The sequence below is a fragment of the Achromobacter sp. GD03932 genome (assembly GCF_029839485.1).
GTDB classification, from domain to species: Bacteria; Pseudomonadota; Gammaproteobacteria; order Burkholderiales; family Burkholderiaceae_B; genus Achromobacter; species Achromobacter bronchisepticus_A.
In genome coordinates this window covers 62,608-87,869 of record NZ_JAOCAT010000024.1, presented here as the reverse complement: position 1 = coordinate 87,869, position 25,262 = coordinate 62,608, and the positions used below count along the sequence as shown (strand labels likewise).

The following is a 25,262-nucleotide window of genomic DNA, read 5'->3' as shown; positions in this document are numbered from 1 at the left end:
GCTCCCCCCATAATGGGGCTAGAACGTCCCTTTTTGAGAGATCACCCCCCTTTAAAGAGCCATGCAAGCAGCATTCCTCCCCGCGACATCCGGCTGGCAATGGGTCCGAGACGGTTTCCGTCTGTTCCGCAAGCAACCACTGGCCATGTTCACCTGGGCCATGGCCATCAGCCTCCTGGTCATCTTCGCCACGGCGACGCCGCCGGTCGGCCCCATATTGGTGGTGGCGCTGATGCCCATCATCACGCTGATGACGCTATCGGCGTGCAAGCACGTCGAAGCCGACCGCATCATGCTGCCCTCGATGTGGGCCAAGCCACTCAAGCAGCCCGGCGTGTTCCGGAAACTGTTCCTGATGGGGTTGCTGTACGCAGCGCTCTGCATTGCGACCGGCCTGATCATCTTCCTGCCGTTCACGGACGCGATGGTCGAAGGCATGCGCATTGCCTCCGTGGAAAAGTCCATGGAACCCATCCTGTCTGCCATGGCCGTTCCGCTGACCTTGTTCGCGATCGTGTACGTCATAATCGCCGCACTGTTCTGGCACGCTCCCGTCCTGGTCGCCTGGCATGGGCTGCGGCTGATCCAGGCCCTGTTCTTCTCCGGCATCGCCTGCTGGCGCAACAAACTGCCTTTCCTGGTCTACGGCGCCACCTGGATCCTGGTGTTTCTTTTCATTGACCTCTGCGCCGGCCTCCTGGTCGCCATCGGTCTGTCACCCCAGCTTGCCGGCACGCTGCAGATTCCGTTCAATATCGCCGCGGGTGGCGTGCTGTACTGCAGCTTCTATCCTGCCTATACCTCCGTGTTCGGTATCGAGAACGCCAGCGCGCATCTCGACGACGGCAGCGGCGCCCAGGCATGACGCCACGCGGCAGGGCGCCAGCGCCCTGCGCACCGCAAGCACCCTTCCCTGCCGCGATATGAATGCCACGTCGATGGCATAGCGCATGCCAAAGGTATGCACCGCGGCGCAAGGCATCAACAAGATGCCGGACCGCGGCCCAGGCGGCTTGCGTCCCAGCAGGCCCCGCGCGCGGCCGTAGCAGCTGGCGACTTTGAGCAGCCTGAGTCCGCTGCGCGGCGCCGGCGGCTGGCCGCCAGTCATTGCACGCTCTGCAGCAATTGCACCATCACAGGAAAGGCCAGCACGATGAACGTGCAGGGGAAGATGCAGCCGATCAGCGGCAGCAGCATCTTTACCGGAGCCTGCATCGCCAGCTGTTCCGCCCGCACGTGGCGATCGCTGCGGGCTTGCGCCGCCTGTGCGCGCAACACTGGCCCCAGGCTTATCCCGAGAGCTTCGGCCTGCGCCAGGGCGGCCGCCCAGTTGCGCGCAAGCGGGCTATTGCTGCGTTCCGCCAAGGCCTTGATCGCCGCGGTCCTGGAGACTCCCGCACGCATCTCCGCCAATGCGTCGGCCAGGGCATCCCGCAGTATGCCCTCCGGCCCGCTCTGGGCTGCCATCTGCAATGCCCCGTGCACGCTCAGCCCCGCCTCCACGCACAAAGTCATCATGTCGAACACGAAAGGCAAGTCGCGTTCGATGCTGCGCCGCCGGTTGCGGCCCAGACTGCGCAGCCAAAGCCCGGGCGCGGCGCCTGCCGCCAGCGCGGACGCTACCATCCAAGGAATCCACTCCCAGGACGGCGATTGCGCCAGAAGGATGGCTGCCGCCGCCGTCACCCCTCCGGCAGCCGCGGCCGCACTCCAGCACAGCGCCGCGACATGCGCGTAGCTGATGCCGGCGGGCAATGCCGCCCGCTCGATGGCGCGAGTCAGCCGTATGCGCCAACGCCAGGAACATAAAGGCCCCGCCACGGGCGCCACCGCCGAAATCCAGGGCCAGGCCGCTCGCCACCACCAAGGCAAGGCAGACGAAGCGCCCTCGCCATCCAACGACAATGGCTTCAAAACCACCCACGCCAGCCATCCCGCGGCCAGCGCGGCCGTCAACAGGCTCAAGTACAGCCACATCGCATCTGCTCCCGTCAGATATCGATCCGGACAATGCGCCGGATCAGCAGCATGCCCGCGGTCTCCAGTACCGCCACGATGGCCAACACGCCCCAACCCACGGGCGTATGCCACAGCAAGCCCATGATTTCCGGTTCCAGGCGGTCGAGCACGGCAAGCAGCAGCAAAGGCAAAGCCCCCACGATCCAGGCCTGCATGCGTCCTTGCGAGGTCAGCGCCTGCAGCTTCGCCTGCAACTGCAGGCGGGCGCGCAAGGTCTGCGCGATACTCTCCAGCGCCTCTGCCAGGTTGCCGCCCGTCTGCGCCGCAATGCGCATGGCCGCTACGACGAGCGCGGTCGAATCGGCCGGCATGCGGCCACGCAGGTTCTCAAGCGCGCTGTCCCATGGCACTCCCATGCGCTGTTCACGCAACATCAGGCCCAACTCCTGAGCCAAGGGCGCGCTGCTCTGCTCGACGACGTGGCGCAGGCCTGTGGTCAATGCCACCCCCGCGCGCAAGGCAGAGGCGAGCATCAACAGCGCCATCGGCAGTTGTTGCTCGAACCGCCGGGCACGCCGGCGCCGCAACGCATTCACCAGCGTCCGAGGCAGGCGCGAAGCAAGCGCCGCAGCGACGGTGGCGACAAAGCCGCTGCCCGTCGCGGCGAAGGCCAGTGCCGCCGCCATCGCCGCGCAAGCCACCGCGCCTGCCCACAATTGGGCTGGGTCTATGAACAAAAACACCTCGCTCAGACGCAGGCCCGCCTCCTGCGTGTAGACCTCGCGGTAGCGGCGCAGCGCCGGCGCAAACCAGTGTTGAGCACGCCACGCCAGTAGCAGCACGCATACCATGGCGGCCCCCGCAGATAGCCAGATCATGCCGTTCCTTGCGCAAAGACAGCGGTCCCCGGCGCCGCCTGCTCGGTGTTGGAGAACCAGGCGGGATCGAAGGCCTCCTCGACCTGCGTCCATTCGCGCATGAAGCCGGGCAAGGCCCCGCAGCCGGTGAAGCCGCGCACGCGGTCGTAGCGGAACAGATCCTGGAGCTGTATGCGTCCGCTTTCCATGCCCGTGATCTCCGCTATCGACGTCACGACGCGGCGCCCGTCGCCCAGCCTCGCCTGCTGCACCACGATGTCCACGCTGGCTGCGATATGTTCGCGCACCGCAGCCAGAGGCAGATCGAGTCCCGCCATCAGAATCATCGATTCCAGGCGCCCCAGCGCGTCGCGCGGCGAGTTGGCATGCAGCGTCGTCAGGGAGCCTTCGTGCCCGGTGTTCATGGCGGTCAACATGTCGAATGCCTCCGCCCCGCGGCACTCGCCCACGACGATCCGGTCTGGCCGCATGCGCAATGCGTTGCGCACGAGCTCGCGAATGTCGATGCGTCCGCGCCCCTCCTGGTTGGCCGGACGCGCCTCCAACGCCACCAGATGATCGTGGTTCAGGCGCAGCTCCGCCGCATCCTCGATGGTCACCACGCGCTCACCGTCGGGAATCTCGTTGGACAGGATGTTGAGCAACGTCGTCTTTCCCGCCCCGGTGCCTCCGGATACCACCAGATTCCTGCGCATCCTCACGCAGAGCGCCAGGAATTGCGCCATGGCGCCACTCAGCGAACCCGCAGAGATCAGATCGGACATTCCGGGGCGCCGCTGCGGAAACTTGCGTATGGTCAGGCTGGCGCCCCTGAGAGCCACCGGCGGAATGATGGCGTGCACCCGGGACCCGTCAGCCAGGCGCGCATCCACCATGGGAGAGCTTTCGTCGATGCGTCGCCCCAAGGGCGTGACGATGCGCTCGATGACCCAGCGCAGCGATTGCTCGCTGGTAAAGGTCGCCTGATGGCGCGACAAGCGGCCGGCACGTTCGACATAGATCTCATCGTGGCGGTTGACCATGATCTCCGTGATGTCGGCAGCGGCGAGCAAGGGCTCCAGCGGCCCCAGGCCAACCGCTTCGTCGAGCACCTCGCGGCAAAGCGCGGCCCGGTCCGCCCCGGGCGGCAAGTCGGTGTCCGTGGCGACGATGAGCGTCAACAGCCGTTCGGCCTCGGCGCGCAGCATGCTGTCGCTCATGCCGGCCACGTCGAGGCGGCGCAGATCCAGCGCCGCCAACAGCGCCGCATGCAGGCGCCGGCGCTCCTGCAGCGGATTTGGCAGCGGCAGAACCGGCACTGGCGTCGAGGCCGCGGGCAACATCGGCGATTCCTGCACGGCAGCCGTGTCGCGAGCCGCGCCGCCAGCCGCCGCGCCGCCCGATCCCCCGGCGCGCTCCGGGACGTCCGCCAACGACATCCGCAGCCGGCAGGGCCCGATCAGTATTTCGTCGTCGGGCAACACCGGCGCGTGGCGCACGATCCGCGTTCCGTTCACCAGGGTTCCGCCCAACGTGCCCAGGTCTTCGAGCACGATCCCGACCGCTTCGCGCGACAGGCGGGCGTGCTGACGCCCCACCCTCCAGTTCACGATGCGCACGCCGCAATGCGCGCCCCTTCCGATCAACAAGGGAGCAGCCACCGTGGATCTGTGCACGGAGGCGTCCTCGAACATCATTTCCACGTTGATCATGGCCGAGTCTCCGAAGAAAAAATCGGCGCGCCGTCTTGCGGCGAGCCCCACTGCGAACCGGCGCCGGCGTGGGCATCCCACCCTGCCGCGGCAGGCACGGCGGTGCCCAGGCGAGGCGGCACGGGAAAAGCCGCTTCAAGTACGCCACGTCCTCGCCGCACCCGGTCTGCCATGGCGGGCTCTGCCTGCGTAATGAGTTTGGGCGTCACGAATATGGCGAGTTCGGTTTCCCGCAATTGATAGCGCCGGGACGAAAACAAGGCTCCCAGGACCGGGATGTCTTTCAGCCATGGCAGACCGTCGCTGGTCTCGTCCCGCTCGCGCGACAGGAAGCCACCGATGACCAGGGTATCGCCGGAGCGCACGTTGAACTCGGTGGATGCGCGGCGCGTGCGCAACGCCGGTCCGCCCGGCACGCTCAGCGCGTTGTCCACCGAACTCGCTTCTACCTCGATCAAGGATCGGATGACCCCGTTGCGGTCGATGCGAGGGGTGATCCTGAGCATGACGCCATAGGGCTTGAACATCGTGGTCGAGTTGCCGCGCGTGTCGGTCGACGCGTAGGGAACCTCTCCACCGGCCAGGAAGGTGGCGCTGGCCCCGCTGCGCGCAAGCAGTTGAGGTTGAGCCAGCATGACGGCCTCCCCGCTTTGCGCCAACATCGCTATCCGGGACGACAGCAGCGCATTGACGCCGAAATAGCCAGCCGCCGAAGAGACCGGACCCACTGTTTCTATGATCCCTTCGCCCGGACGGTTCATCCGCCCCCGCGACCCCGCATCCCAGGCCAGGCCAGCGTTGATGCCGCCTTGGGACAGCCCGTCCCAGCGCACGCCCAGATCCCTCAGCCTTGAGGTGGGGATTTCCACGACCTGCACATCCAGCTGCACCATGCGGTCCCAGCCCACTTGCCCGGTAAAGTCCAGTACGGCGGGATAGCGGTCCGCCAGGGCCGTGATGCGCAATCGATCATCGTCGGACAGGTCGTCGCCTTCGATCAGGATGCGGCCGCCCACCTCGGTACTGCGCGCGCCGGGGATGCGGGCAAGCAAGGCCTCGACCTCCGCGCGCAGACGCGGCGCTCCGGCCGGCACGACCCTCAGTTCATAGGCCTTGGCGCGCCCGCCATTCGCCCAGACGTGCAGGGACGAAACACCCTCGGCACGGGCAAAGACCACGACCTCGCGCCCTTCGGCCTCGATGGCGCCGATTACCTGGCCATTGCCTATCGCCACGCGCTTGACCCCGGGGTGCGACAGAATCCGCGTTTCACCCACCTGAAGTTCGATTGCCTCATCCTCCGCGCGCACTGCGGGACTGGCCAGCCAGAGCACGCAGGCAAGCATCCTGACGACGACGCGTCTCATGGCCGCTCCCGTTGAAGTCGAGCCGCGACTGCACTTTCCACATCCATTGCTCCTGCGCCTGCCGAGGGGTCCAGCCTGTCTCCGTACAGGATGGCCACACCCGGCGCATTCCGGGGTTCCTGGTCCAGTCCGACCAGCGAGGCAAGGTCGCCCTGCGCTGCACCGCTGACCACTGCGGCATCGTCGCGATGGCGCAACATCGCTGTCAGCGCCCCGCTCTGCCGCGCCGCCACGAATCGCATGGCCTCATCCGGCGTTGCGGCCAAGGTGATATTGCCGCCCTTGGTTTCACCCTCGGCGTCGCCCCCCACCATCAGCACACGCATGCCTTGCAAGAGAGGCACCGTCAGCTCCCGCTGCCGATGCGAAAAACTCACGTAGATATCGATGGCATCGCCCACGCGCAATACATCCGCCAAGCCGCCCAGGTCCGTCGCCGCCACCGTCAGCGCGCGTTGCCCGCTGCGCAAGCGGGACGCCAAGGCAGGGGCCGGAGGACTGAACGTCAAGTGCCCCCGCAGCAAGGGCTCGCCATTGGCGACATCGGCGAGCAAGGTGGCGCCAAGCAGGCTGGAAAGATCCAGGGGATCGATGCTGGCCCGGGACACCCAAGGCTGCGGAATCTCGCGCACGGCCAGGTGCACCTCTTCGAGTTGCGTGCCAGCGGGCAGGTCGTACGCCGCGACCAGCCGGCTGACCATCGGCGTGCGCGCCTCCGCCTCCAGCGCCTGGACCCGCTGCTGCACGTGTTCCCGCACCGCCCACGCGGATACCAGACCCGCGATCAGCGCAATGGCATACACGCCCATTCGGCGCAGGCGCGGCACGACCTGGGTGATCCAGTTCGTCATGGCGCTCTTCCGCTGACCAGAAGCCCGCTGCCGCCGTCCAACGGCACCAGCGACAGCCGCATGCGCGAGCCAGAGCGGCCCCACCAATGCGCCGAATCCTCGGAGACGGGCAGGCGACGCCAGCCGTTCTGAAGCAGACGCTCCTCCAGCTGTGCAGCCAACTGTCCCGGGGGCTGCGCGTATTGCCAGATTCGCTCGGAAACGCGCACGCCCTCCTCCGTCAAAGCAACGTCCAATCTGAGACGCCCCCCGGCGGGCAGCCAGGCAGGGGTAGCGCTGTCAGGCGCAGCCAGCAGGCTGACCGCTGAAATGCTTCCGGCTGTCCGACGCGAGCCCAGGCCTTCAAGGTGGACGACCCATTGCTCCTGCCCCACCTGCCCCGAGAGGATGGCCTGGCCGGAAAACACGTTGAGATTGGCCAAGGCCGGCTGCTGGGCGGACAGATAGCGGATCAGCTCCGGCGTGCTGAGCGGCGCATCGAATACCAACACGCGCGCCGGGATTCCATGCAGCCAGATGCTCTCCGCCAACAATCCGCGACGCGAACCTGCCGGAAGACGCAATGCCTCCAGCGCAGCAACGCCTGGCCGGTTTCTGCCACCGCCCCCGAACTCCCCGCCGCCCGTCGCAAGATCCTGAGCTGCCGCGACATTGCGCCCCCCTACCGCCGCGACAGCCAGGGCGCCGGCCATCAATAGGCGCAGCGTCTTTGCCATGGCCAAGTTTCGCCGGCCGTCTTCCCTCTGCAGGGCCGAACCGGCAAGAGACGCAGACCAGCGCAGTCCGATCATTTGCCCGCTCCCTTGCGGCTGACAAGCCGCTCCCCGGGCACCACATCCGCCCATTCGGACAACCAGTCCAGCGACAGGCCGGGCCTGCGCCAGGGTCCGTCCAGGCGATCGACAACAGGCTTCAAGCGTCGGGCCTCGGCCAGGGAGGCTCGTTCCGCCCTGTTCCAGGATGTAGGCGCCCGGCCGATCCTGCGCTGCGTGTCGGTATCGCCGTGCGCATAGCCGGCGCCGCTTGCCACATGCGTGCGGCGGGCGATGCGCAACCAGGCCGCGCTATCCCGATCGAAGCGCGCAGCGCTTGCCGTTACCGACAGCAGTTTCAGATCCGCGCCGAACCATTCGTCCTGCAAGGCCTTGACCTGTGCCGGCGCGATACCCGATAACGCGCTGGCCCTGCCCGAGAGCGCCATGCCGCCGGGTACGGACGAATTCCGCACGGGTTGTCCCAAGGCGCCGGCCATCGCGGTCTTGCGGCTGGCCTGCGCCATTTCCTGCGCCGTGAACTGCAATCCGCCAATCCAGGACGCTGCCCAAAGCAGCAGGGCCAGCAGCGGCAGCATCAGCAACGCTTCGACCAGAGCCTGCCCTTGCTGGCGCGCGGGAATCCGGTTCATGGCGCCCGCCTTGCCTGCGCGGCCTCTGCGGCGCTGACGGCGGACAAGCGCGCCTGCCAGTAAGGGCGGAAAAGCGTGGCAAGTTCATCACGGCCATCGGCCCGGCGTTCCGGCCGCGCAAAGTAGGTTTCCGCCGCAGAAGTGACGGTGACGGCGTCTTCCGGTCCCAGCGCGCCATAGCGGAACGCCCCCAAGGGCGTGCGGACTGCGCTGTCGCCATTCGTGGTTTTCAAGGATGAACCGGCAAGCCCGACGGCCACCGCGAAACGCAGGGGACTGCTGCTGCGTGGCAAGGCGATGTCGCGATAAGCTGGCAGACCCCGCCCCGGCCAGCGCTGAACGGCTGCCATGGCGTACGAGTTGGCCAACGGATTGGTGACGTCGTCGAGCAGGTCCCATCTGGCCAACAGCTCCACCCAGCGCCAGAAATCCTGCTCGGAAAAATCGAACGGCGGCTCTTCCACGTACATCAAGCCTTCGGGCGCCTTGATCTTCTGGCCTTGCGCCGTGCCCCAGCCCATGGCGTATTCGCGGAAGTAGCAGCCTCTCCAGCGATTGAAACGCAGCGCATGGTAGGACTGGGTATCGAGAGCGCCCCACCGTCCATCCGGCCCCAACCAGGTGGAACCCCGGCGCCGCAACTCGTGGCGATACAAAGGGCATAGCGGATGCACCATCCACGGATTGCGGCGCGTGGCGCTGCGGCGGTCGAGAAAGCCATAGCGTGCCGCCGCTTGCTCGACGGCCGGCCGCAAACCCGCCTCGCGTGTGGCCAGACGACGCCCCACGTACCCAGGCCATTCATCGGTCAACAACCGCAGGCTCGCGCCCCGGACATGCGCAACATCGACGCCCGGCGACGGACCATCGTCCGACAGATTGGCAAACAGCACCTTCTTCATGATGCGCTCACGCGAAGCCGCCAAACCTGCGACAGCGGACGCCGCGGCAGCCTCCAGGACCTGGTGAACCACCCTGTCATGCTCGCCAAACGCGGACGCGAGTCTCTGCTCGGCCTCGGGCACGGCCCGCACCGTTTGGTAGGCTGCCCCCACATCGGGGCCGAACAACATGGCGATCAGGCCCGCGGGCGGATTGCGCCGATCGCGCTGCGACTGCATGGTGCGGGCATACTGCGCCGATGCAGCCAGCGTGACCAGGTGCGCCATGGCGACCTGATGCGCGATCTGTGTGCGGTTGATATAGGCCAGGGCGTTGAGCGCGCGCGCTTGCTCCAGCGCCCCGCTGTAGGCGGCCGCGTCCGCGGCATGCGTCAGCCGCTGCCGCGCTCCCACGGTTTGCCCCAAGTTGTACAGCACGACCAGGGACATGCCTCCCACCGCGGCCATCAACAGGCCCAGGACCAGCGCCTGGCCGCGCTGGTGGGCAAGCGGTGCGCAAGAACGCGTGTTCACTTCGCATCCGTGGCATTGCCGGTGAAGGATTTGAGTGAACGGGCCTTGGTCTGCGCCGCCGCCTTTTGCGCCGCCTGTTGTGCCGCGCGGCTCTGCGCGCCGCCGTCTTCGCCGGCCAGTTCACGCGCCATGGCGGCGGTCTGCGATCGCACTACCTGGCCGAAATACTGATACACCGCGATGGCCGCCACCGCGACCAAAGCCACGACCACCACGTATTCCGTCATACCCTGTCCCGACTGACGCTTGCGCAACCCTGACATATCCGTTCTCCGGCACTGTGAAGACAGGCTTCAGTGTCGGCGTCCGCCCCCGGCGTCGCTATTCGCGGATGCCGAGGCGGATAAAGTGATCACGGGTTCGTTGACAGTTCACGGACAGCAGCGGCCGGCGCAGGCTGGCCACCGCGCAAAACGGCATGAATCTTGTAACCCTTTAATATTCAAGGGTTTTCCCTATTGCCCGACCTATGGCTCAGCAGTAGATTTGAGTTGCCGGGCTGTCTGACACCCATCGCGTGCGAAGCCGGGCAGGAGCGCCTCAGACTCACCTTGAGCTGGGGCGCTCTTCCATTTTGCAGCGCGCAAATGCTCGTCCCTCAGGGCAACAGTTCCGACGCGCCCCGCCCTACAAGGCGCTAGGCGACCCGCAACACCCCATTGTCGATAACGATTGCGTCGCGCTCGACGACCTTCGCCCGGAAGGAGCCGTCCTCCCAGACGTCTATGCTCAGCGTCTCGCCGGGGTACATCGGCCCGGAAAATCGTAGCGACACGGAACGCACCGCCCCATTGCCCGCAGGCTGCAGCTGCCTGGCGACGGTGTGCGACACCAGGCCAAACGTGCACAGGCCGTGCAGTATGGGGCGGGGAAAGCCGGCTGCCTGGGCGACCTGCGGATCGCAGTGCAGCGGGTTGTAGTCGCCGTTGAGGCGATACACCAGCGCCTGCTCGGGCCGGGTGCGCGCCTGCACGGTCCAGTCCGGCGGCCCGTCGGGCATGGCGTGCGCTGGGCGCGCCAGCCTGCCGGCATTCGCCATGCCGCCATCGCCCCTGAGCACGTGGGTGGCGGAAGTCCGCGCGATGAGCAGTCCCGTACCGGTATCCGTCAAGGTTTTTTCGGAATACAGCAACAGGCCCTTCTCGCCCTTGTCGACAACCTCCACCACGCGGGTCTTGCCCGTCAGTTCGCCCGCGGCGGGTATGGGATGGAACAGTTCCATTCCCTGCTCGCCGTGCAGCAAGCGCACCGTATCGGCCCCGATATCGGGCGCATCCAGCCAGAAGCCCGGATAGCCAAGCACCACGGCCATGTAGGGCAGCACGAGCGGATCGTGCCGCCTGCCCACGTAGGCCAGGTCGGACTCATTCACGGGATCCTGCCCCAGGCCCACCGATAGCGCGTACAGCATGACATCCCGCTCGGTGTAGCGCTGCCTGATTTCCGGCAGTTCATAGTTCAACAGTTGTTCATGGCTCAAGCGCATGACATTCTTCCCCTTGGTCCCGAAAACACATCCATGACCATGGCGTCCGGGTCAGATCGGATCCCAGCTCATCACGTCGGGCGAGCGCTCCAGCGGATAGAAGTGCTTCTGCATCGCCGGAATGGCGACCTCGGCAATGCGCTGCGGCGTCCAGCCTTCGCTGAAGTGCACGGAACGCATGGGACGTGGTTGGCTCATCAACATGATCTCGTTGGCGCGCACCGCGAATATCTGACCGCTGACCTCTCGCGCGGCATCGCTGAGCAAGTACACGGCCATCGGCGCAATCTTGCCGGCCTCCATCTTCTTGAGTTTTTCCACGCGGTCCCGCTGCTGCGGCGTATCGGTGGGGATGGAACTGGTCATGCGGCTCCAGGCTGACGGGGCGATGCAGTTGGAGCGCACGCCATAGCGGCCCATGTCCAGCGCAATCATCTTGGACAAGGCCACGATGCCCAGCTTGGCCGCTCCGTAGTTGGCCTGGCCGTAGTTGCCGATCAGCCCCGACGTCGAGGTCATGTGCACCATCGCGCCGCTCTCCTGTTCGCGGAAGTGCGTGGCCGCCGCCCTGCTGACGAAGAATGTGCCATCCAGATGCACCGCAATGACGGCCCGCCATTCTTCCTCGCTCATCTTGTGAAAGGAGCGGTCGCGCAGGTTGCCCGCGTTGTTGACCACGCCATCGATGCGTCCGAAGTGATCCATGGCGCACTGGATGATGGCGTTGGCGGATGCGTGCGTCGCGACCGAATCGAAGTTGGCGACGGCCGTCCCGCCCGCGCCGCGGATCTCGGCGACGACTGCGTCCGCGGGCGCCACTGCGGCCGACAGGTCATCGCCATTGAGCGCAACCCCGATATCGTTGACCACGACCTTGGCGCCCTCGGCCGCCAGTTGCAAAGCGATCTCGCGGCCGATGCCGCCTCCGGCTCCGGTCACCACCGCCACCTTGCCTTCCATCATGCGTTCCATGCCCATGTCTCCTCAAAACGGGCCCGCCGGCTGTCTGCGGCAGGCCCAATGCTGTCGATTGCCTACTCGGTCGTTACGTTGGCGCGGCGCACCACCTCGGCCCACTTCCTGCCCTCGCTGCCGATAAAGGCGGCGAACTCCGCGGGCGTATCGGGATTGGGCACCGCTCCCTGGTCGCGGATCTGCTTCTGCATGTCGGGTGTCTGGATGATGGCGACCACCTGCTTGTTGATCTCCGACACGACGTCATCCGGCGTCTTCGCGGGCGCCCACAGGCCGAACCACGACACGACCTCGTAGCCGGGCACGCCCGCCTCCGCCACGGTGGGCACATCGGGTAGCTGGTCACTGCGCTGAGCCGAGGTCACTGCCAGCACCTTCAGCCGGCCCGCCTTGATGTGCGGTAGCGCCGAAGGCAGGTTGTCGAAAATCATGGAGATCTGGCCGCCCAGCAGATCCGTCACTGCCGGCGTGCTGCCCTTGTAGGGCACGTGCACCATGTCGACGCCGGTCATCATCTTGAACGTCTCGCCTGACATGTGCAGCGTGCTTCCGTGTCCGGAAGAGCCAAAGGTGAGCTTGCCCGGGTGGGCGCGGCCGTAGGCGATCAGCTCCTTCACGGTGTCGTACGGCGCATTCTTGGGCACCACCAGGGCGTTCGGCACCATGGCGGTACGCGTGATCGGTGCGAAGTCCTTGATCGCGTCGTAGGGCATCGATTTGTAGAGACTGGGGTTGATGGCGTGCGTGCCTATCGTGCCCATCACCAGCGTGTAGCCGTCCGGCGCCGCGCGCGCCACTTGCGCGGTGCCGATGTTGCCGCCCGCGCCAGGCTTGTTCTCGACCACCACGGAAACGCCCCAGCGTTCGCTCAGGCGCTGGCCTATCACGCGCGCCAGGATATCGGTCGTGCCGCCCGCCGAGAACGGCACGTTTATCGTCACCGGCTTGTTGGGAAAACCCTGCGCCGTCTGCGCGCCCGCCGCGCCAGCGCCCAGTAGGGCCGCCAGTCCCAGCAATGCCAGGAACTTCAGGGGACGCTTGCGCGCAGAAGCTGCGGGCGCGTCTTTTTTGATTGTCTTGAACATAGTCTCCTCGCTCTTTTATCCAGGTTCAGAGGCGGTCCGCCTCAATCCAGCACAGCAAGATCCTGCCCTTCCTCCACTTCATCGCCAACCGCCACCAGAATCTTGGCGATACGGCCTGCTGCCTCGCTTTCCACGGGAATCTCCATCTTCATGGACTCGACCTTGAAGGCCTCGTCGCCCGTCTGAATCCGTGCGCCCTCTTCCACGCAACACGCGACCACGCGGCCCGCGACGTTGGAGACGATTTTTTTCATGCCAGCTCCTTTACCGACTCTGTTGAAATCACTGCCTGCAAGCCGTCGACGGTCATCGTGCCGGCCTGGAACCGCTCCGACGCGAGCACCTGAAGCATCATCGGAATGTTGGTCTTGATGCCCTCTACCCGCATGTTGCCCAGTGCACCGCTCAACTCCCGGATCGCGGCAGCGCGATCGCCTGCATGCGCGATGACTTTCGCCACCATGGGGTCGTAGTGGCTGGAAACCCGGTTGCCCTGCGCGTAGCCTGTTTCTATCCGTAGGCCTGGGCGGGAGGGCGGTAACTCGAACGTTTTCAGGACGCCGGGCGAAGGCAGGAAACGCACGGGATCCTCGGCATACACGCGCGCCTCGATGGCATGCCCCGCCACGGCCGGTTGCCTGCCGATCACCGACGACAGCTTTTCGCCCGCGGCCAGGCGGATCTGCGCCTGCACGATGTCCACGCCGGAGACCGCTTCCGAGATGGCGTGCTCGACCTGCAGGCGCGTGTTGACCTCGAGGAACGAAAAGCCGCTGTCCGGCGTGTACAGCATCTCCACCGTGCCTATGACGTCGTAGCCGATTTCTCCCAGGATGGCTGCCAGCCGCTCGGCCATGGCGGCGACCGCCTGGCGGTCGATGGCCGGCGCCGGCGCCTCCTCGATCACCTTCTGGTATCTGCGCTGGGTGGAGCAGTCCCGTTCGAACAGGGACAGGACATTGCCAAACCTGTCCGCCAGGAACTGGAATTCGATATGCCGCGGCGATGGCACGAATCGCTCCATGTACAGGGCGGGATTGGCGAACGCCTTTTCCGCCATGCCGCTGGCCCGTTCCCAGCTGTCGGACAGCGACTGAGGATCGTGGACGGGGATCATGCCTATGCCCCCGCCGCCGCCCGCAGGCTTGATCAGCACCGGATACCCGAGCGCGCCGGCGGCCTGGCGCACCGCGACCATGTCGTCGCGAGGCAGGATGCCGGTGCTGCCGCCTGCCTGCAAGCCGTGCCGTTGCATCAACTCGCGCGCGCTCGCCTTGTTGCCCAGCACATCGATCCACCTGGACGAAGGTCCGATGAAGCAATGCCCCGCCGCTTCCACCCGGCGCGCGAACTGCGCGTTCTCGGACAGGAATCCGTAGCCGGGATGCAGCGCGTCGGCGCCACAACCCGCCATGACCTCGAGCAGCAGGTCCTGGTTGAGATAACTGGCCCGCGCAGGCGCGGGCCCGATGCAGTAGCTTTCATCGGCTTGGCGCACGTATGGCAGGTCAGCATCGGCCTCGGAGTACACCGCCACGGATTGCAGGCCCAGCGCCTTCACGGCGCGCAAAATGCGCGCGGCGGCGGCGCCCCGGTTGGCAATCAGGATCTTCTTCATCTGCATCCCCTCAGGGCCGGTATCCGGTGGCGACCATGCCGGGCTGGCGCAGCGGCGCGGCCAGATTGGCGAACTCGACCAGGCGCGCGCGCGTGCAGGCCGGATCGATGATGTCCTCGATGACGAAGGCTTCCGCGCTGCGGAAAGGGGACGTCAGGGCCCGCACTCTTTCCTCGATCTCCGCGCGCTTGGCTTCTGGGTCGGCGGCCGCCTCGATCTCGGAACGGTACGCCACCTCCAGGCCGCCCTCGATCGGCAGCGAGCCCCATTGCGCCGATGGCCAGGCATAGCGGAAGTTGAAGCGGCTGGAATTCTGATGGCCGCCCGCGGCCACGCCGAAAGCGCGCCGCATGATCAGCGAGAACCAAGGCACCGTCGACTGCGAGACCGCCGTCAGCGCCCTCACGCCGGCGCGCATCACGCCGTCCTTCTCGGCTTCCAGGCCGATCTGGAAACCCGCGATGTCCACCAGGTTCACCACCGGCAGGTGAAAGGTCTCGGCCAGGTCGAGCAGGCGGGTGAACTTCTCGGCGGTATGCCGGTCCCAGCCGCCTCCATAGTGATAAGGATTGCTGGCGGCGAACAGCACCGGCCAGCCATCCACCCGAGCCAGCCCGCCCACGATGGCCTTGCCCCAATGCCGGCCGATTTCGAACACGCTGCCGGGATCGAACAAGGTTTCCAGTATGGGCCGAATCTTGTAAACCTTGCGCGTGTCCTTCGGAATGGCCGTGCGCAGCCATTCCTGCTCCGCCGCCGCGGCCGGAACCTCGCCCCTGGGCGCAAGATCGTGCACCGAGGCAGGCATGTACGACAGGAAGCGCCGCGCGGCGGCGAAAGCCTCGTCCTCGGAACCCACCTCGTCGTCGACCACGCCATTACGGGTGTGGATGGCGCTTCCGCCGAGTTCGTTCTTGCCCAGATGCTGGCCGATCTTGGCCACCACCGGGGGACCCGCGATGAACAGCTGCGACGTGTCCTTCACCATGACGGAATAGTGGCTGCCCGCCACGCGCGCAGCCCCTTGGCCCGCCACCGACCCAAGAGCCAGCGACACCACCGGGACCTGAGCCAGGTTGCGCGCCACATAGGCCCAGATCTTCATTTTCGGCAGCAGCGCATGCCCCATCTTCTCGATGTTCTTGACCGACCCGCCGCCGCCCGTGCCGTCGATCAGGCGCACCAGCGGAATGCGCAGGTCGAACGCCATCTGCTCGGCGAATATCATCTTGTCGCCCACGGCGCCGTCGTTCGCGCCGCCGCGCACGGTGAAGTCGTCGCCAACGACCACGACGTTTTTGCGGTCCAGCGCCGCGCGCCCCATGATCACGTTCGAGGGCATCACATGGACCAGGCGGCCCTGCGCGTCATACTCGCCGCTGCCGGCCAATCCGCCGACCTCGACGAACGAGCCGCCGTCGACCAGCAGTTCGATCCGTTGGCGGATGTCCAGCTTGCCCGCGTCATGCTGACGCTTCACCTTGTCCACGCCCCCCATGCTCAGGGAAAACTCCTTGCGGCGTGCCAGCTCGTCCAACTCCTGCGTCCAGCTCATTACTTCCTCCCATGACGGCGCCAGCCTGAGGCTCAGGGCGCCAGTTCGATCCACGCCTCGTCTAGCGTCAAGTCCACCGCGGTCCGCGCCTGCAACGCCGCAAAATCCAGGCCCCGCACCATCGCCCGCACCCGTAGGCCACCTGGCGTGATGTCCAGAATTGCCAGATCGCTGTAGATGCGATCGACCACGGCCTTGCCGGTAAGGGGGTAGGTGCATACGGGCACGATCTTCGGCCGGCCGTCGCGGTCCATGTGCTGCATCATCACGAAGATGCGCTTGGCGCCCGCCACCAGGTCCATGGCCCCGCCGACCGCCGGAATCGAGTCTTCGCGCCCCGTGTCCCAGTTGGCCAGGTCGCCGTCGGCCGATACCTGGAAGGCGCCCAGCACGGTGAGATCGATATGGCCGCCGCGCATCATCGAAAAGGACACTACGTGATCGGTGATCGACGCCCCGATATCCAGCGCGACGGGCTCCTTGCTGGCATTGAGCAGATCCCTGTCGATCTCGGCGCCTGGCGGCAGGCCTTTCATGCCCAGGATGCCGTTTTCGCTGTGCAGCACTACGCCGCGCTCGGGCTTCAAGTGATCCGCCACCGACGTCGGCATGCCTATGCCCAGGTTGACGTACGAGGCGGGTGGAATATCGTCGGCGACGATCTGCGCCATGCGCGCGCGGGACAGCCTATTGATGCTCATTGGGACACTCGACGATGCGTTGAACGAAGATTCCAGGCGTCATGACCTGCTCCGGCGCCAGCGCTCCCAGCGGCACCACCTGGTCGACCTGGGCCACCGTGAGCCTTGCGGCCATGCACATCACAGGTCCGAAATTGCGGCTGGCGTAGCGGTAGGTCAGATTGCCCGCGCAGTCGCCGTACTGGGCCTTCACGAAAGCCACATCGCCCGGCAGCGGCTCTTCCAGCACATAGCCCCGGCCATTGATGGAGCGCGTTTCCTTGCCTTGCGCCAGCCGCGTTCCATAGGCGGTGGGCGTGAAGAAAGGTCCCATGCCCGCGCCGGCGGCGCGCAGGCGTTCGGCCAAGGTGCCTTGCGGCACCACCTCCAGTTCGATCCTGCCCGCCGCATACCATTCGCCGAACGCGGCGGCATTGGGCTTCTCGGGATTCGAGGAACGGGCGAAGGAGCAGATCACCCTGCGCACCCGGCCCGCGCGGATCAACTGGCTCAAACCCTGCTCGCCATTACCCGCGTTGTTATTGACGATGGTCAGTTCGCGCGCGCCGGTCTCCAGCAGCGCCTGCAGCAGTTCCGTCGGCACGCCGGATGCGCCGAATCCGCCAATCAATAGCGTGGCGCCATCCGCCACGCCGGCCACGGCCTCCTCCAGGGAAGGCACGATCTTGTTCAACATTGCTCACCCCATGACGGCAGACGCGCTCACGGCGCCTCCACCGCAGAATTATCGGACGGTCAGAGCGCAGGCAGCGCGCTCAGGATCGCGGTGGACTGACTGGACAAGGTGCCGCCATTGCCATGCACCAGGGCCAGGTTCGGATCCTTCAACTGGCGCTCGCCGCACTCGCCCCGCAACTGCCTGACGGCCTCCACCATGAGAAACACGCCGTACATGCCCGGATGCACGCAGGACAGGCCGCCGCCGTTGGTATTGACCGCCAGCCGCCCGCCGGGCGCGATCCCACCATCGTCCACGAACGCGCCGCCCTCCCCCTTCTGGCAGAAGCCCAGGTCTTCCAGGAACAGGATGGTGTTGATGGTGAAGGCGTCGTACAGCATGGCCAGGTCCATATCCTTCGCGGAGACGCCGGCCATCTCGTAGCAGCGCTTGCCCGATTCAAACGCCGCCGTCACCGTCAGGTCATGCATGGACGAAACCTGCCGGTTCCACACCGCGGTCGCGTTGCCCATCACGTACACCGGCTTCCTGGCGCAATCGCGGGCCCGGTCCGAGCGGGTCAGCACGAAGGCGCCGGCGCCATCGCTGACCATGCAGCAGTCGCGCACCGTAAAGGGCGCGCAGACCGGACGAGCCGCCTCCACGTCCGCCAGCGATAGCGGCTCGCGCATGGTGGCTTCGGGGTTCAACTGCGCCCATTTCCGCGCGGCCACCGCGACCTCCGACAGCTGCTTGCGCGTGGTGCCGTACTGGTGCATGTGGCGGCTCGCGGCCAACGCATAGGCCGCCACCGGCAGGGGCGGGTCATAGGGCGTTTCGTAAGGCTGAGGGTCGAGGGATTTCCGCGCGCGGGTCAGATCGGCGCGGTTGAACTTGGCGGTACGCTGGGTACTGCCGTAGCAGACGAGGACCGCGTTGCACTGCCCGGACGCCAGCGCGTGCATGGCGGGCAGCAGATGCGCCACGTAGCTGGAGCCGCCTATCATGGTGCTGTCCAGGAAGGTCGGCCGTATGCCGAGATACTCGACCACAGACATCGCCCACATGGGCGACAGGGAACTGCAGGTCGTGATGCCGTCTATGTCCTTGAGGCTCAGGCCGGCGTCCGCAATCGCAGCCATGGCGGCCTGCGCCAGCACTTCCTGCTCGGTATAACCGCGGGCCTGGCCCAGCCCGGCCTGCCCGACGCCGACCACGGCGGTCTTGCCTCTCAAATCGCGCAGCGTCATGCATCTGCTCCCGTAGGCACGAAGACCACTTGCGCCGTCTCGCCGTCCCCGACGATTCTGGCGCTGACGCGCATGCCGATCCGCACATGCCCGGGCGCGATCTCCGCGACACGGCTCATCATCCGCACGCCTTCCTGCAGATCAACGAGGCAGACGTTGTAGTCGCCGCCCTGCTCCGTGTTGCGATACACGGTGGTGCTGGCGTACACCACGCCCTCCCCCGTGGGACTGAACCAATCCAATGCCGCACCGCCGCAATGGGGACATACGCAGCGGGGATAGAACACCGCCAGGCTGCAATCGGCGCAGCGTTGGATCTGAAACCGGCCAGCCGCCAGGCCCTCCAGATAAATCTGCTCGGGTCCGCCCGCCGCCTGCGCACTGCTCTGGATCTCCACCCTTGCCTCCTGTCGTGTCGTCTTTTTCAACCTGCCAACATTGCGGCTCAGTGTAGGGACAGGAACGCGGCAGATAAACGGACCCTAGGGCAAATCACTTTTAACTTTGCGCGCGAGAATGGCTAAGATGGCGTGCACCCATCAGCCCGACAGCCATGTACATCCTGATAGACCATCTCAAGCATGTTCTGAATTTCGTACGCGTCGCGGACAGCGGCAGCTTCACGGCCGCGGCGCACCGGCTCGACATTTCAACCGCAGCGGTAAGCAAGAGCGTTTCGCTGCTTGAAGCCAAGTTGGGCGTGAAGCTGCTCAACCGCACCACGCGAAACCTGTCGCTGACCGACGATGGCGAGTTGCTGCTGCAGCGCTGCCGCCACATCCTGCTGGAAGTGGAAGCCGCCGAGGCCGAAGTGACGGGAGCCAGCGTGAGCCCGCGCGGCAAGCTGCGCGTGCATGCGCCGGTCGGCTTGGGCAGAAAGGTCATCATGCCCGCGCTGCTGTCGCTGACCGCGCGCTATCCGGAGCTATCGATCAACGCCGATTTCAGCGACCGCATGCCCAATCTGGCCGAAGAAGGATTGGACGCCACCATACGCATCGGCGTTACGGCCGATTCGCGCGTGATCGCCAAGACCTTGTCCCGGCTGCGCTACGTCACCTGCGCCAGCCCCGCCTATCTGGCCACGCACGGTGCACCGGCCACGCCCGACGAGCTGGAACGGCACAATTGCCTGGCCTACGTCCAATGGCAGACCGGCCGATATCACGAATGGGATTTCCAGAAAGGTGATGAGCGCTACACGATCACGCCCGGCGGCAATCTGAACGTGAACCATCCGGAAGCCATCCTGGACGCCGTGGTGGCCGGCGCCGGCATTGCCCGCATGGCCAGCTTCATCGCGGAGTCCGCCGTGCTGGACGGACGCCTGAAACTGGTGCTGACCGATTGGATGGCGCCCGGCGCGCCGGTCCAGCTGGTCTATCTGCCGAACCGGCACCTGTCGCCGCGCATCCGCGCTTTTGTAGATGCGATGGTGGAAGCCCTGCCGCCCCAATTACCTTGGGAGCAAGCCATGGGCTTATGAGGCGCGCGCGCCTCTTACAACAGCAGCGGTGAAATCTTGCTGCCGTCCACCGACACTCCGGCCATGAGGCCGCCATTGTTCAAGACGAAACCGACGATGGGTTGCTGCGCGGTGTAGGTATCTATGCTGCCGTTGACGCCCACATTAGCCACCGCGACAGTGGCATCCGCCCCCACCGTCCAGCCGCTGCTGGCCCGGAACTTGGCCAGGGCGCCCTCCGTCATGAACAGCACCACCATCGCCTTGGACTGCGCGCCGGCCTGCAAGCCGATGGAGCCGCCCGTGATGCTGTAGTAGCCGGTATCCGACCCGCCTACGCGCAGCACGCCGGTTCCATGCTGGGCTCCCACAATGAAGCTCGCGCTCAGCACGCCCGGAAACACCAGCACGCCGCGCGCGCGTTCCACCAATTGCTTGGCCTGGGACGAGGACTGATAAAGCTTGGTCAGGGTCGCGTCGGCCGCGGTATCGAGTTCCTGCCGCTTTTCCGCGGCCGTGGCCGAGGATTGGGCGGTGGTCGTGGTGCAGCCGGTGAACACCAGGCTTGCCACGCCGAGCATCGCGGCGATCACGCCGGCCCGGCCTGCCTTGGGGAGAGTATCAAGCATGTAGCGCTCCTTATTGTTGTTGGACGCCCCTTCCAGGCACGCCCGAAAGGAACGCCACCATCCTACCTGGGATTTCCGGCCCTGGCGCCCTGCAAGCGGGCTCTGCGTTACCTCCTGTTCCAATACGAGCAAGTGTCATTACACTTGGCCAGCATTTCCCCAATAATCGGCGGGGAGACACAGAGCAGAATGCCGCCTGCGCCAGGCATCGTGCACATTTTCTTCAGAAGCAAATCTGCGTCTGAACATGACCAGCATCGACGCCGTGCGACACCGCCAGCCCGTACCCAGGCCGCGCCTTGATCAATTTTTTCCGAGCACGTCCGATGAAGTGGATTCTGGTCTCAATGCTATGCATGTTCGCTTCCGGCTGCGGTGTCGTCGCCGCCCCTTGCCGCATTGCATCTGCCGCCATCAAGATCGTGCCGGTCGTCGGCGACGTCGCTGCCGCGCCGACGGATGCTTGCGCGGAAGTCATCGACTGATGCACTGCCTGCCTTGTTCCCTTGCCTGCGGCAGACGCAGTTCCTTGATCCCACTTAGCTGCATGTGACAACGCTGACCATGCTCAATGCACTGGTCAGGTATTGGATTGCGGCAACTTTCTCCGGCGTCTGGTGAACGGACGAACTTTCCAGCTTCACCAAGGCATGCCTCATCAGCTCACTGGGAGACATCATTGAGATGTCAGGCGCCATTGGGCGAACGCCGCTCCACGCCAGAGCTTCCGCCTCGAAAGCCAGCGGGTCCAGGGCAGTACCAGGCAGGGCTTTGGATTTCATCGGAGTTCTCCATTGCAGTCGTGCACAAAGAGAGATCAGAGCAAAGGCCAATACGAAAGTTCCGGAGTAACGGCAGGCCGTGGCTCAGTTCCAAGCATACGGATCTGGGTGCAGCCCACGCGATCTGGTGAACAAACTGGTGGCCATAGAGAGGGACCAGAACCCGCGATGGTTTGGTCCTAATCGCCCACTGCCCAACAAATTCGTCCTGACGGCATGCGCGCTGTCGTCCTGCGCCAACGCGATAAGGGAACCGCAGAAGCCCGCCCAACCATTTGCGATGATGCGGGGCCTCGGCGTAGTACTCAAAGAAGTTGATGTATAGCGCGTCACGACCGCCCCACAGCCCGCCTCGAGCGGTCTTTTGTTGCCGCACGGTCTATGCAGTAGCACTTACGCAAAAGCAGGTGCGAGCATTATTGCGACTTAGCAGCGAGAACCGAGCGAGTGAATTGAACCCCTTCCGGTAGCACTCTTCGTACTTAGCATCCGAAAAAATGCCAGGAACCGCTTGCTGTACATCCAGCAAGACCATCGAGGGCTGGCTCCGCACCACCGTGTGCGCCAGCGCGATGATCAACGCAAAGGTGGATCTGTACACCGTGGGAGCGGTGCTGGGCCACCAGTAAGCGACTAGCACCAAGCGCTATGCGCACCTGGCGACCGACGCGATGAAAATGGTGCTCGGGGAGATTGGCAAAGAATCCCCAGACAAAAGAAAAGCGCGGGTTGCGTGAACTACACGCAAACCCGCGCCATTACTTGGTAGGCCCCCCGAGAGTCGAACTCGGCACCAACGGATTATGAGTCCGCTGCTCTAACCAGGCATGAGCTAGAGGCCCAGAAAACGATTACTGCCCTTCCAGGAAGCTCTTCAGCTTATCGGCCCGGCTGGGGTGACGCAGCTTGCGCAGCGCTTTCGCCTCTATTTGGCGGATGCGCTCGCGCGTGACGTCGAACTGCTTGCCCACTTCTTCCAGGGTCTGGTCGGTGCTCATTTCGATGCCGAAACGCATGCGCAGGACCTTGGCTTCACGCGGGGTGAGAGAGTCTAGCACTTCCTTGACCACATCGCGCATGGAACCGTGCAAAGCCGCGTCGGAAGGCGCCAGCGTGGACGTGTCTTCGATGAAATCGCCCAGGTGCGAGTCGTCGTCATCACCGATAGGCGTTTCCATGGAGATCGGTTCCTTGGCGATCTTCAGGATCTTGCGGATCTTGTCCTCGGGCATGTCCATCTTCTGCGCCAGGGTCGCGGGATCCGGCTCGGCGCCGGTTTCCTGCAGGATCTGGCGGCTGATCCGGTTCATCTTGTTGATCGTTTCGATCATGTGAACCGGAATACGGATGGTGCGCGCCTGGTCGGCGATGGAACGCGTGATGGCCTGACGAATCCACCAGGTCGCGTAGGTCGAGAACTTGTAGCCGCGACGGTACTCGAACTTGTCCACGGCCTTCATCAGGCCGATGTTGCCTTCCTGGATCAGGTCCAGGAACTGCAGGCCGCGGTTCGTGTACTTCTTGGCGATCGAGATCACCAGGCGCAGGTTGGCCTCGGTCATTTCGCGCTTGGCCTTGCGAGCCTTGGCTTCACCGGTGGCCATGCGCTTGTTGACGTCCTTCAGGTCCTTCAGCGGCAGCACGACGCGCGTTTGCAGGTCGATGAGCTTCTGCTGCAGTTCCTGCACGGCGGGAATCTGACGCTCCAGCGTTTCGGCGTACGGATGGCCAGCGGCCACTTCGTCGACAACCCACTGCATGTTGGTTTCGTTGCCCGGGAACACCTTGATGAAGTGCGTGCGCGGCATGCCGGCACGGTCCACACACGTGTGCAGGACGGCGCGTTCGAGCTGGCGCACTTCCTCGACCTGCTGACGCAGGGTGTCCGCCAGCTTCTCGACCATCTTGGCCGTGAAGCGGATGCCCATCAGTTCGTTCTGGATGGATTCCTGGGCGCGCACGTAGACATCCGACTTGTAGCCGTCCTTCTCGTACGAGTGGCGCATCTTTTCGAACTGCTTGCCGACTTCGTCGAACTTGGCCAGGGCCTTCACGCGCAGGTCTTCCAGCTGCTTGCTGGACATGCCGCCGGCGGGGCCGTCATCGCCTTCGTCTTCCTCGGCGGAAACGCCAGCGCCGGCGTATTCTTCGCCGTCTTCCGGATCGACCAGGCCGTCGACCACTTCGTCGATCTGGGCCTGACCTTCACGCACGCGAAGGATGTGGGCCAGGATCTCGTTGATCGTGGTCGGGCAGGCCGAGATGGCCATGACCATGTGCTTCAGGCCGTCTTCGATGCGCTTGGCGATTTCGATTTCGCCTTCGCGCGTCAGCAGTTCCACCGAGCCCATTTCACGCATGTACATGCGCACCGGGTCCGTGGTGCGGCCGAAATCCGAATCGACGGTCGTCAGCGCGGCTTCGGCTTCGTCTTCGACGTCGTCGTCGTTGGACGCGACCGGCGCGTTTTCGCTCATCAGCAGCGTTTCGGCATCGGGCGCCTGGTCATAGACCGCGATGCCCATGTCGCTGAACGTGCTGATGATGCCGTCGATCGCTTCCGCATCGACCAGGTCGTCGGGCAGATGATCGTTGATTTCGCCGTAGGTCAGGTAGCCGCGGTCCTTGCCCAGCTTGATCAGCTGCTTCAGGCGGTTGCGGCGCGCTTCGTATTCTTCGGGCGTGACGGGACCGCGGGCGATCAGGTCCTTGGGATCGGCCTTGCCGCGCTTGCCGCCGCGCTTGGGCGGCTTCAGATCAGGCAGAACTTCGCCGTCGCCGTCCATGGTGTCGTCAAAGCCGTCGGAGTCGTTGTTCGCGTTCTTGGCGGGACGTCCCGGGCGGCGGCCGCTGGGTGCGGGGCGCGCGCTGCCCACCAGGTCGGCAAGCTTGTCTTCGGCCTTCTTGGCGCGAGCCTTGGTCACCTTCTCGGGCTTGTCAGCCGCGGCAGCCTTGGTCGCCTTTTTGGCGGCCGTCTTGGCTGCGGGCTTGGCGACCTTCACCGCCGTCTTGGCGGGCGCCTTTTCCGCTGCCATGCTTACGACGCGCTTGGCCGTGGTGGCCTTGGTTTCGGCCGCATCAATTGCAGAGGAGGATTTGCCGGTGGATTTGGTCATAGTCGCTTCCGTGGTCGTCGCAACCCGTTCGGGCATGTTGCACCGCATGAAGCCGCTTTGGACGGCAGCCCAACACGGCGCTTATACGGGTAAATCAGGTGAATCAGCGGAGATCACGCGGCTGCGTTGTTCGCAGCGCCAACTCTTGCGAGCCCGCTTGGCGCCGTTCCGGTGCGATACCGTACTTGCGCCTTGCGTGCATGACCTCATCCTGCGGAGGCTCCCGGGCGTCGGGGGGGCTGCCTGCCTATAAATAGGCTTTGCTTGCTTATCGGGCCTTTGCCCCAAGCAGCTGAGTAGACACAGCACCCAAACCACTAACGCCATGCGGAGATAACCGCCGCCGGACTGCTTGATTCACCGCTTAGCTATATTA

26 protein-coding genes, 1 tRNA gene and 1 pseudogene are annotated in these 25,262 nt (G+C 65.2%); 4 read left to right on the top strand and 24 right to left on the bottom strand.

The window, feature by feature from the left end:
• Positions 1-61 precede the first annotated feature (61 nt).
• The gene (locus N5C88_RS21650; protein WP_223283399.1) at positions 62-865 is read left to right on the top strand and encodes a BPSS1780 family membrane protein; all 804 of its coding nucleotides are present in this window, start codon (positions 62-64) and stop codon (positions 863-865) included.
• 6 nt (positions 866-871) lie between these two features.
• Here the strand turns inward: N5C88_RS21650 and N5C88_RS21645 are convergent.
• The 20 genes and pseudogenes from N5C88_RS21645 to N5C88_RS21550 all read right to left on the bottom strand — a co-directional run.
• Positions 872-982 (bottom strand): annotated as a pseudogene (locus N5C88_RS21645) (DUF192 domain-containing protein); the annotation flags it as partial.
• Positions 983-1,104: 122 nt separating this feature from the next.
• Positions 1,105-1,977, bottom strand: coding sequence for a type II secretion system F family protein (locus tag N5C88_RS21640; protein WP_280016200.1), 873 nt, complete (start codon positions 1,975-1,977; stop codon positions 1,105-1,107).
• Between the two features lie 14 nt (positions 1,978-1,991).
• The gene (locus N5C88_RS21635; protein WP_280016199.1) at positions 1,992-2,837 is read right to left on the bottom strand and encodes a type II secretion system F family protein; all 846 of its coding nucleotides are present in this window, start codon (positions 2,835-2,837) and stop codon (positions 1,992-1,994) included.
• Entirely contained in the window at positions 2,834-4,528 is a 1,695-nt protein-coding gene (locus N5C88_RS21630; RefSeq protein WP_280016198.1) for an ATPase, T2SS/T4P/T4SS family, read from the bottom strand. Before N5C88_RS21630 ends, N5C88_RS21635 begins: the two co-directional genes overlap by 4 nt.
• A complete protein-coding gene (locus N5C88_RS21625; protein ID WP_251879498.1) occupies positions 4,525-5,874 on the bottom strand; it encodes a pilus assembly protein N-terminal domain-containing protein in 1,350 nt (449 codons plus the stop codon). The genes N5C88_RS21630 and N5C88_RS21625 overlap by 4 nt, the downstream gene beginning before the upstream one ends.
• A gap of 17 nt (positions 5,875-5,891) precedes the next feature.
• Positions 5,892-6,746 carry a Flp pilus assembly protein CpaB gene (gene cpaB / locus N5C88_RS21620; RefSeq protein ID WP_280016197.1) on the bottom strand — a complete coding sequence of 285 codons (855 nt, stop codon included), beginning with the start codon at positions 6,744-6,746 and terminating at the stop codon, positions 5,892-5,894.
• Positions 6,743-7,537, bottom strand: coding sequence for a hypothetical protein (locus N5C88_RS21615; RefSeq protein ID WP_280016196.1), 795 nt, complete (start codon positions 7,535-7,537; stop codon positions 6,743-6,745). Before N5C88_RS21615 ends, cpaB begins: the two co-directional genes overlap by 4 nt.
• Positions 7,534-8,151, bottom strand: a complete 618-nt coding sequence (locus N5C88_RS21610) for a pilus assembly protein (protein ID WP_280016195.1) — start codon at positions 8,149-8,151, stop codon at positions 7,534-7,536. The genes N5C88_RS21615 and N5C88_RS21610 overlap by 4 nt, the downstream gene beginning before the upstream one ends.
• Positions 8,148-9,566 (bottom strand): pilus assembly protein TadG-related protein, encoded by a 1,419-nt coding sequence (locus N5C88_RS21605; protein ID WP_280016194.1) that lies wholly within the window; start codon positions 9,564-9,566, stop codon positions 8,148-8,150. Before N5C88_RS21605 ends, N5C88_RS21610 begins: the two co-directional genes overlap by 4 nt.
• The gene (locus N5C88_RS21600) at positions 9,563-9,829 is read right to left on the bottom strand and encodes a hypothetical protein (protein WP_054458606.1); all 267 of its coding nucleotides are present in this window, start codon (positions 9,827-9,829) and stop codon (positions 9,563-9,565) included. The genes N5C88_RS21605 and N5C88_RS21600 overlap by 4 nt, the downstream gene beginning before the upstream one ends.
• Positions 9,830-10,203: 374 nt before the next feature.
• Positions 10,204-11,052, bottom strand: coding sequence for a MaoC/PaaZ C-terminal domain-containing protein (locus tag N5C88_RS21595; protein WP_280016193.1), 849 nt, complete (start codon positions 11,050-11,052; stop codon positions 10,204-10,206).
• A gap of 51 nt (positions 11,053-11,103) precedes the next feature.
• Positions 11,104-12,024, bottom strand: a complete 921-nt coding sequence (locus N5C88_RS21590) for an SDR family oxidoreductase (RefSeq protein ID WP_280016192.1) — start codon at positions 12,022-12,024, stop codon at positions 11,104-11,106.
• Positions 12,025-12,086: 62 nt separating this feature from the next.
• Entirely contained in the window at positions 12,087-13,112 is a 1,026-nt protein-coding gene (locus N5C88_RS21585; protein WP_118933157.1) for a tripartite tricarboxylate transporter substrate binding protein, read from the bottom strand.
• A 41-nt stretch (positions 13,113-13,153) separates the two neighbouring features.
• Complete coding sequence (locus N5C88_RS21580; RefSeq protein ID WP_059378983.1) at positions 13,154-13,366, bottom strand: acetyl-CoA carboxylase biotin carboxyl carrier protein subunit; 213 nt, start codon at positions 13,364-13,366, stop codon at positions 13,154-13,156.
• A complete protein-coding gene (locus N5C88_RS21575) occupies positions 13,363-14,730 on the bottom strand; it encodes a biotin carboxylase N-terminal domain-containing protein (RefSeq protein WP_280016191.1) in 1,368 nt (455 codons plus the stop codon). The genes N5C88_RS21580 and N5C88_RS21575 overlap by 4 nt, the downstream gene beginning before the upstream one ends.
• Positions 14,731-14,740: 10 nt before the next feature.
• Positions 14,741-16,285, bottom strand: a complete 1,545-nt coding sequence (locus N5C88_RS21570) for a carboxyl transferase domain-containing protein (RefSeq protein WP_280016190.1) — start codon at positions 16,283-16,285, stop codon at positions 14,741-14,743.
• Between the two features lie 32 nt (positions 16,286-16,317).
• Positions 16,318-16,986, bottom strand: a complete 669-nt coding sequence (locus tag N5C88_RS21565; RefSeq protein ID WP_251877014.1) for a 3-oxoacid CoA-transferase subunit B — start codon at positions 16,984-16,986, stop codon at positions 16,318-16,320.
• The gene (locus tag N5C88_RS21560; protein ID WP_059378978.1) at positions 16,973-17,662 is read right to left on the bottom strand and encodes a 3-oxoacid CoA-transferase subunit A; all 690 of its coding nucleotides are present in this window, start codon (positions 17,660-17,662) and stop codon (positions 16,973-16,975) included. Before N5C88_RS21560 ends, N5C88_RS21565 begins: the two co-directional genes overlap by 14 nt.
• A 59-nt stretch (positions 17,663-17,721) precedes the next feature.
• Positions 17,722-18,894 (bottom strand): thiolase, encoded by a 1,173-nt coding sequence (locus tag N5C88_RS21555; protein WP_059378977.1) that lies wholly within the window; start codon positions 18,892-18,894, stop codon positions 17,722-17,724.
• Positions 18,891-19,292: an OB-fold domain-containing protein gene (locus tag N5C88_RS21550; protein ID WP_280016189.1), complete on the bottom strand. Its 402-nt coding sequence runs from the start codon at positions 19,290-19,292 to the stop codon at positions 18,891-18,893. Before N5C88_RS21550 ends, N5C88_RS21555 begins: the two co-directional genes overlap by 4 nt.
• Before the next feature lie 155 nt (positions 19,293-19,447).
• On the opposite strand from N5C88_RS21550, the gene N5C88_RS21545 reads away from it, so the two are divergent.
• On the top strand, positions 19,448-20,380 hold the full coding sequence (locus tag N5C88_RS21545) for a LysR family transcriptional regulator (protein ID WP_059378974.1): 933 nt from the start codon (positions 19,448-19,450) through the stop codon (positions 20,378-20,380).
• A 14-nt stretch (positions 20,381-20,394) separates the two neighbouring features.
• On the opposite strand, the gene N5C88_RS21540 is transcribed toward N5C88_RS21545, so the two are convergent.
• On the bottom strand, positions 20,395-20,988 hold the full coding sequence (locus N5C88_RS21540) for a YSC84-related protein (RefSeq protein ID WP_059379036.1): 594 nt from the start codon (positions 20,986-20,988) through the stop codon (positions 20,395-20,397).
• 326 nt (positions 20,989-21,314) lie between these two features.
• On the opposite strand from N5C88_RS21540, the gene N5C88_RS21535 reads away from it, so the two are divergent.
• On the top strand, positions 21,315-21,473 hold the full coding sequence (locus N5C88_RS21535) for a DUF6726 family protein (RefSeq protein ID WP_054458630.1): 159 nt from the start codon (positions 21,315-21,317) through the stop codon (positions 21,471-21,473).
• 54 nt (positions 21,474-21,527) lie between these two features.
• Here the strand turns inward: N5C88_RS21535 and N5C88_RS21530 are convergent, their stop codons facing one another.
• Positions 21,528-21,770: a hypothetical protein gene (locus N5C88_RS21530; RefSeq protein WP_251877022.1), complete on the bottom strand. Its 243-nt coding sequence runs from the start codon at positions 21,768-21,770 to the stop codon at positions 21,528-21,530.
• 497 nt (positions 21,771-22,267) lie between these two features.
• Between N5C88_RS21530 and N5C88_RS21525 the strand changes: the two genes are divergently transcribed.
• Positions 22,268-22,399, top strand: a complete 132-nt coding sequence (locus tag N5C88_RS21525; RefSeq protein ID WP_280016188.1) for a hypothetical protein — start codon at positions 22,268-22,270, stop codon at positions 22,397-22,399.
• A 134-nt stretch (positions 22,400-22,533) separates the two neighbouring features.
• Here the strand turns inward: N5C88_RS21525 and N5C88_RS21520 are convergent.
• Both N5C88_RS21520 and rpoD read right to left on the bottom strand, forming a co-directional pair.
• Positions 22,534-22,612, bottom strand: a tRNA-Ile gene (locus N5C88_RS21520).
• 9 nt (positions 22,613-22,621) lie between these two features.
• On the bottom strand, positions 22,622-24,886 hold the full coding sequence (rpoD, locus tag N5C88_RS21515; protein WP_059378969.1) for an RNA polymerase sigma factor RpoD: 2,265 nt from the start codon (positions 24,884-24,886) through the stop codon (positions 22,622-22,624).
• Between the last annotated feature and the right edge of the window lie 376 nt (positions 24,887-25,262).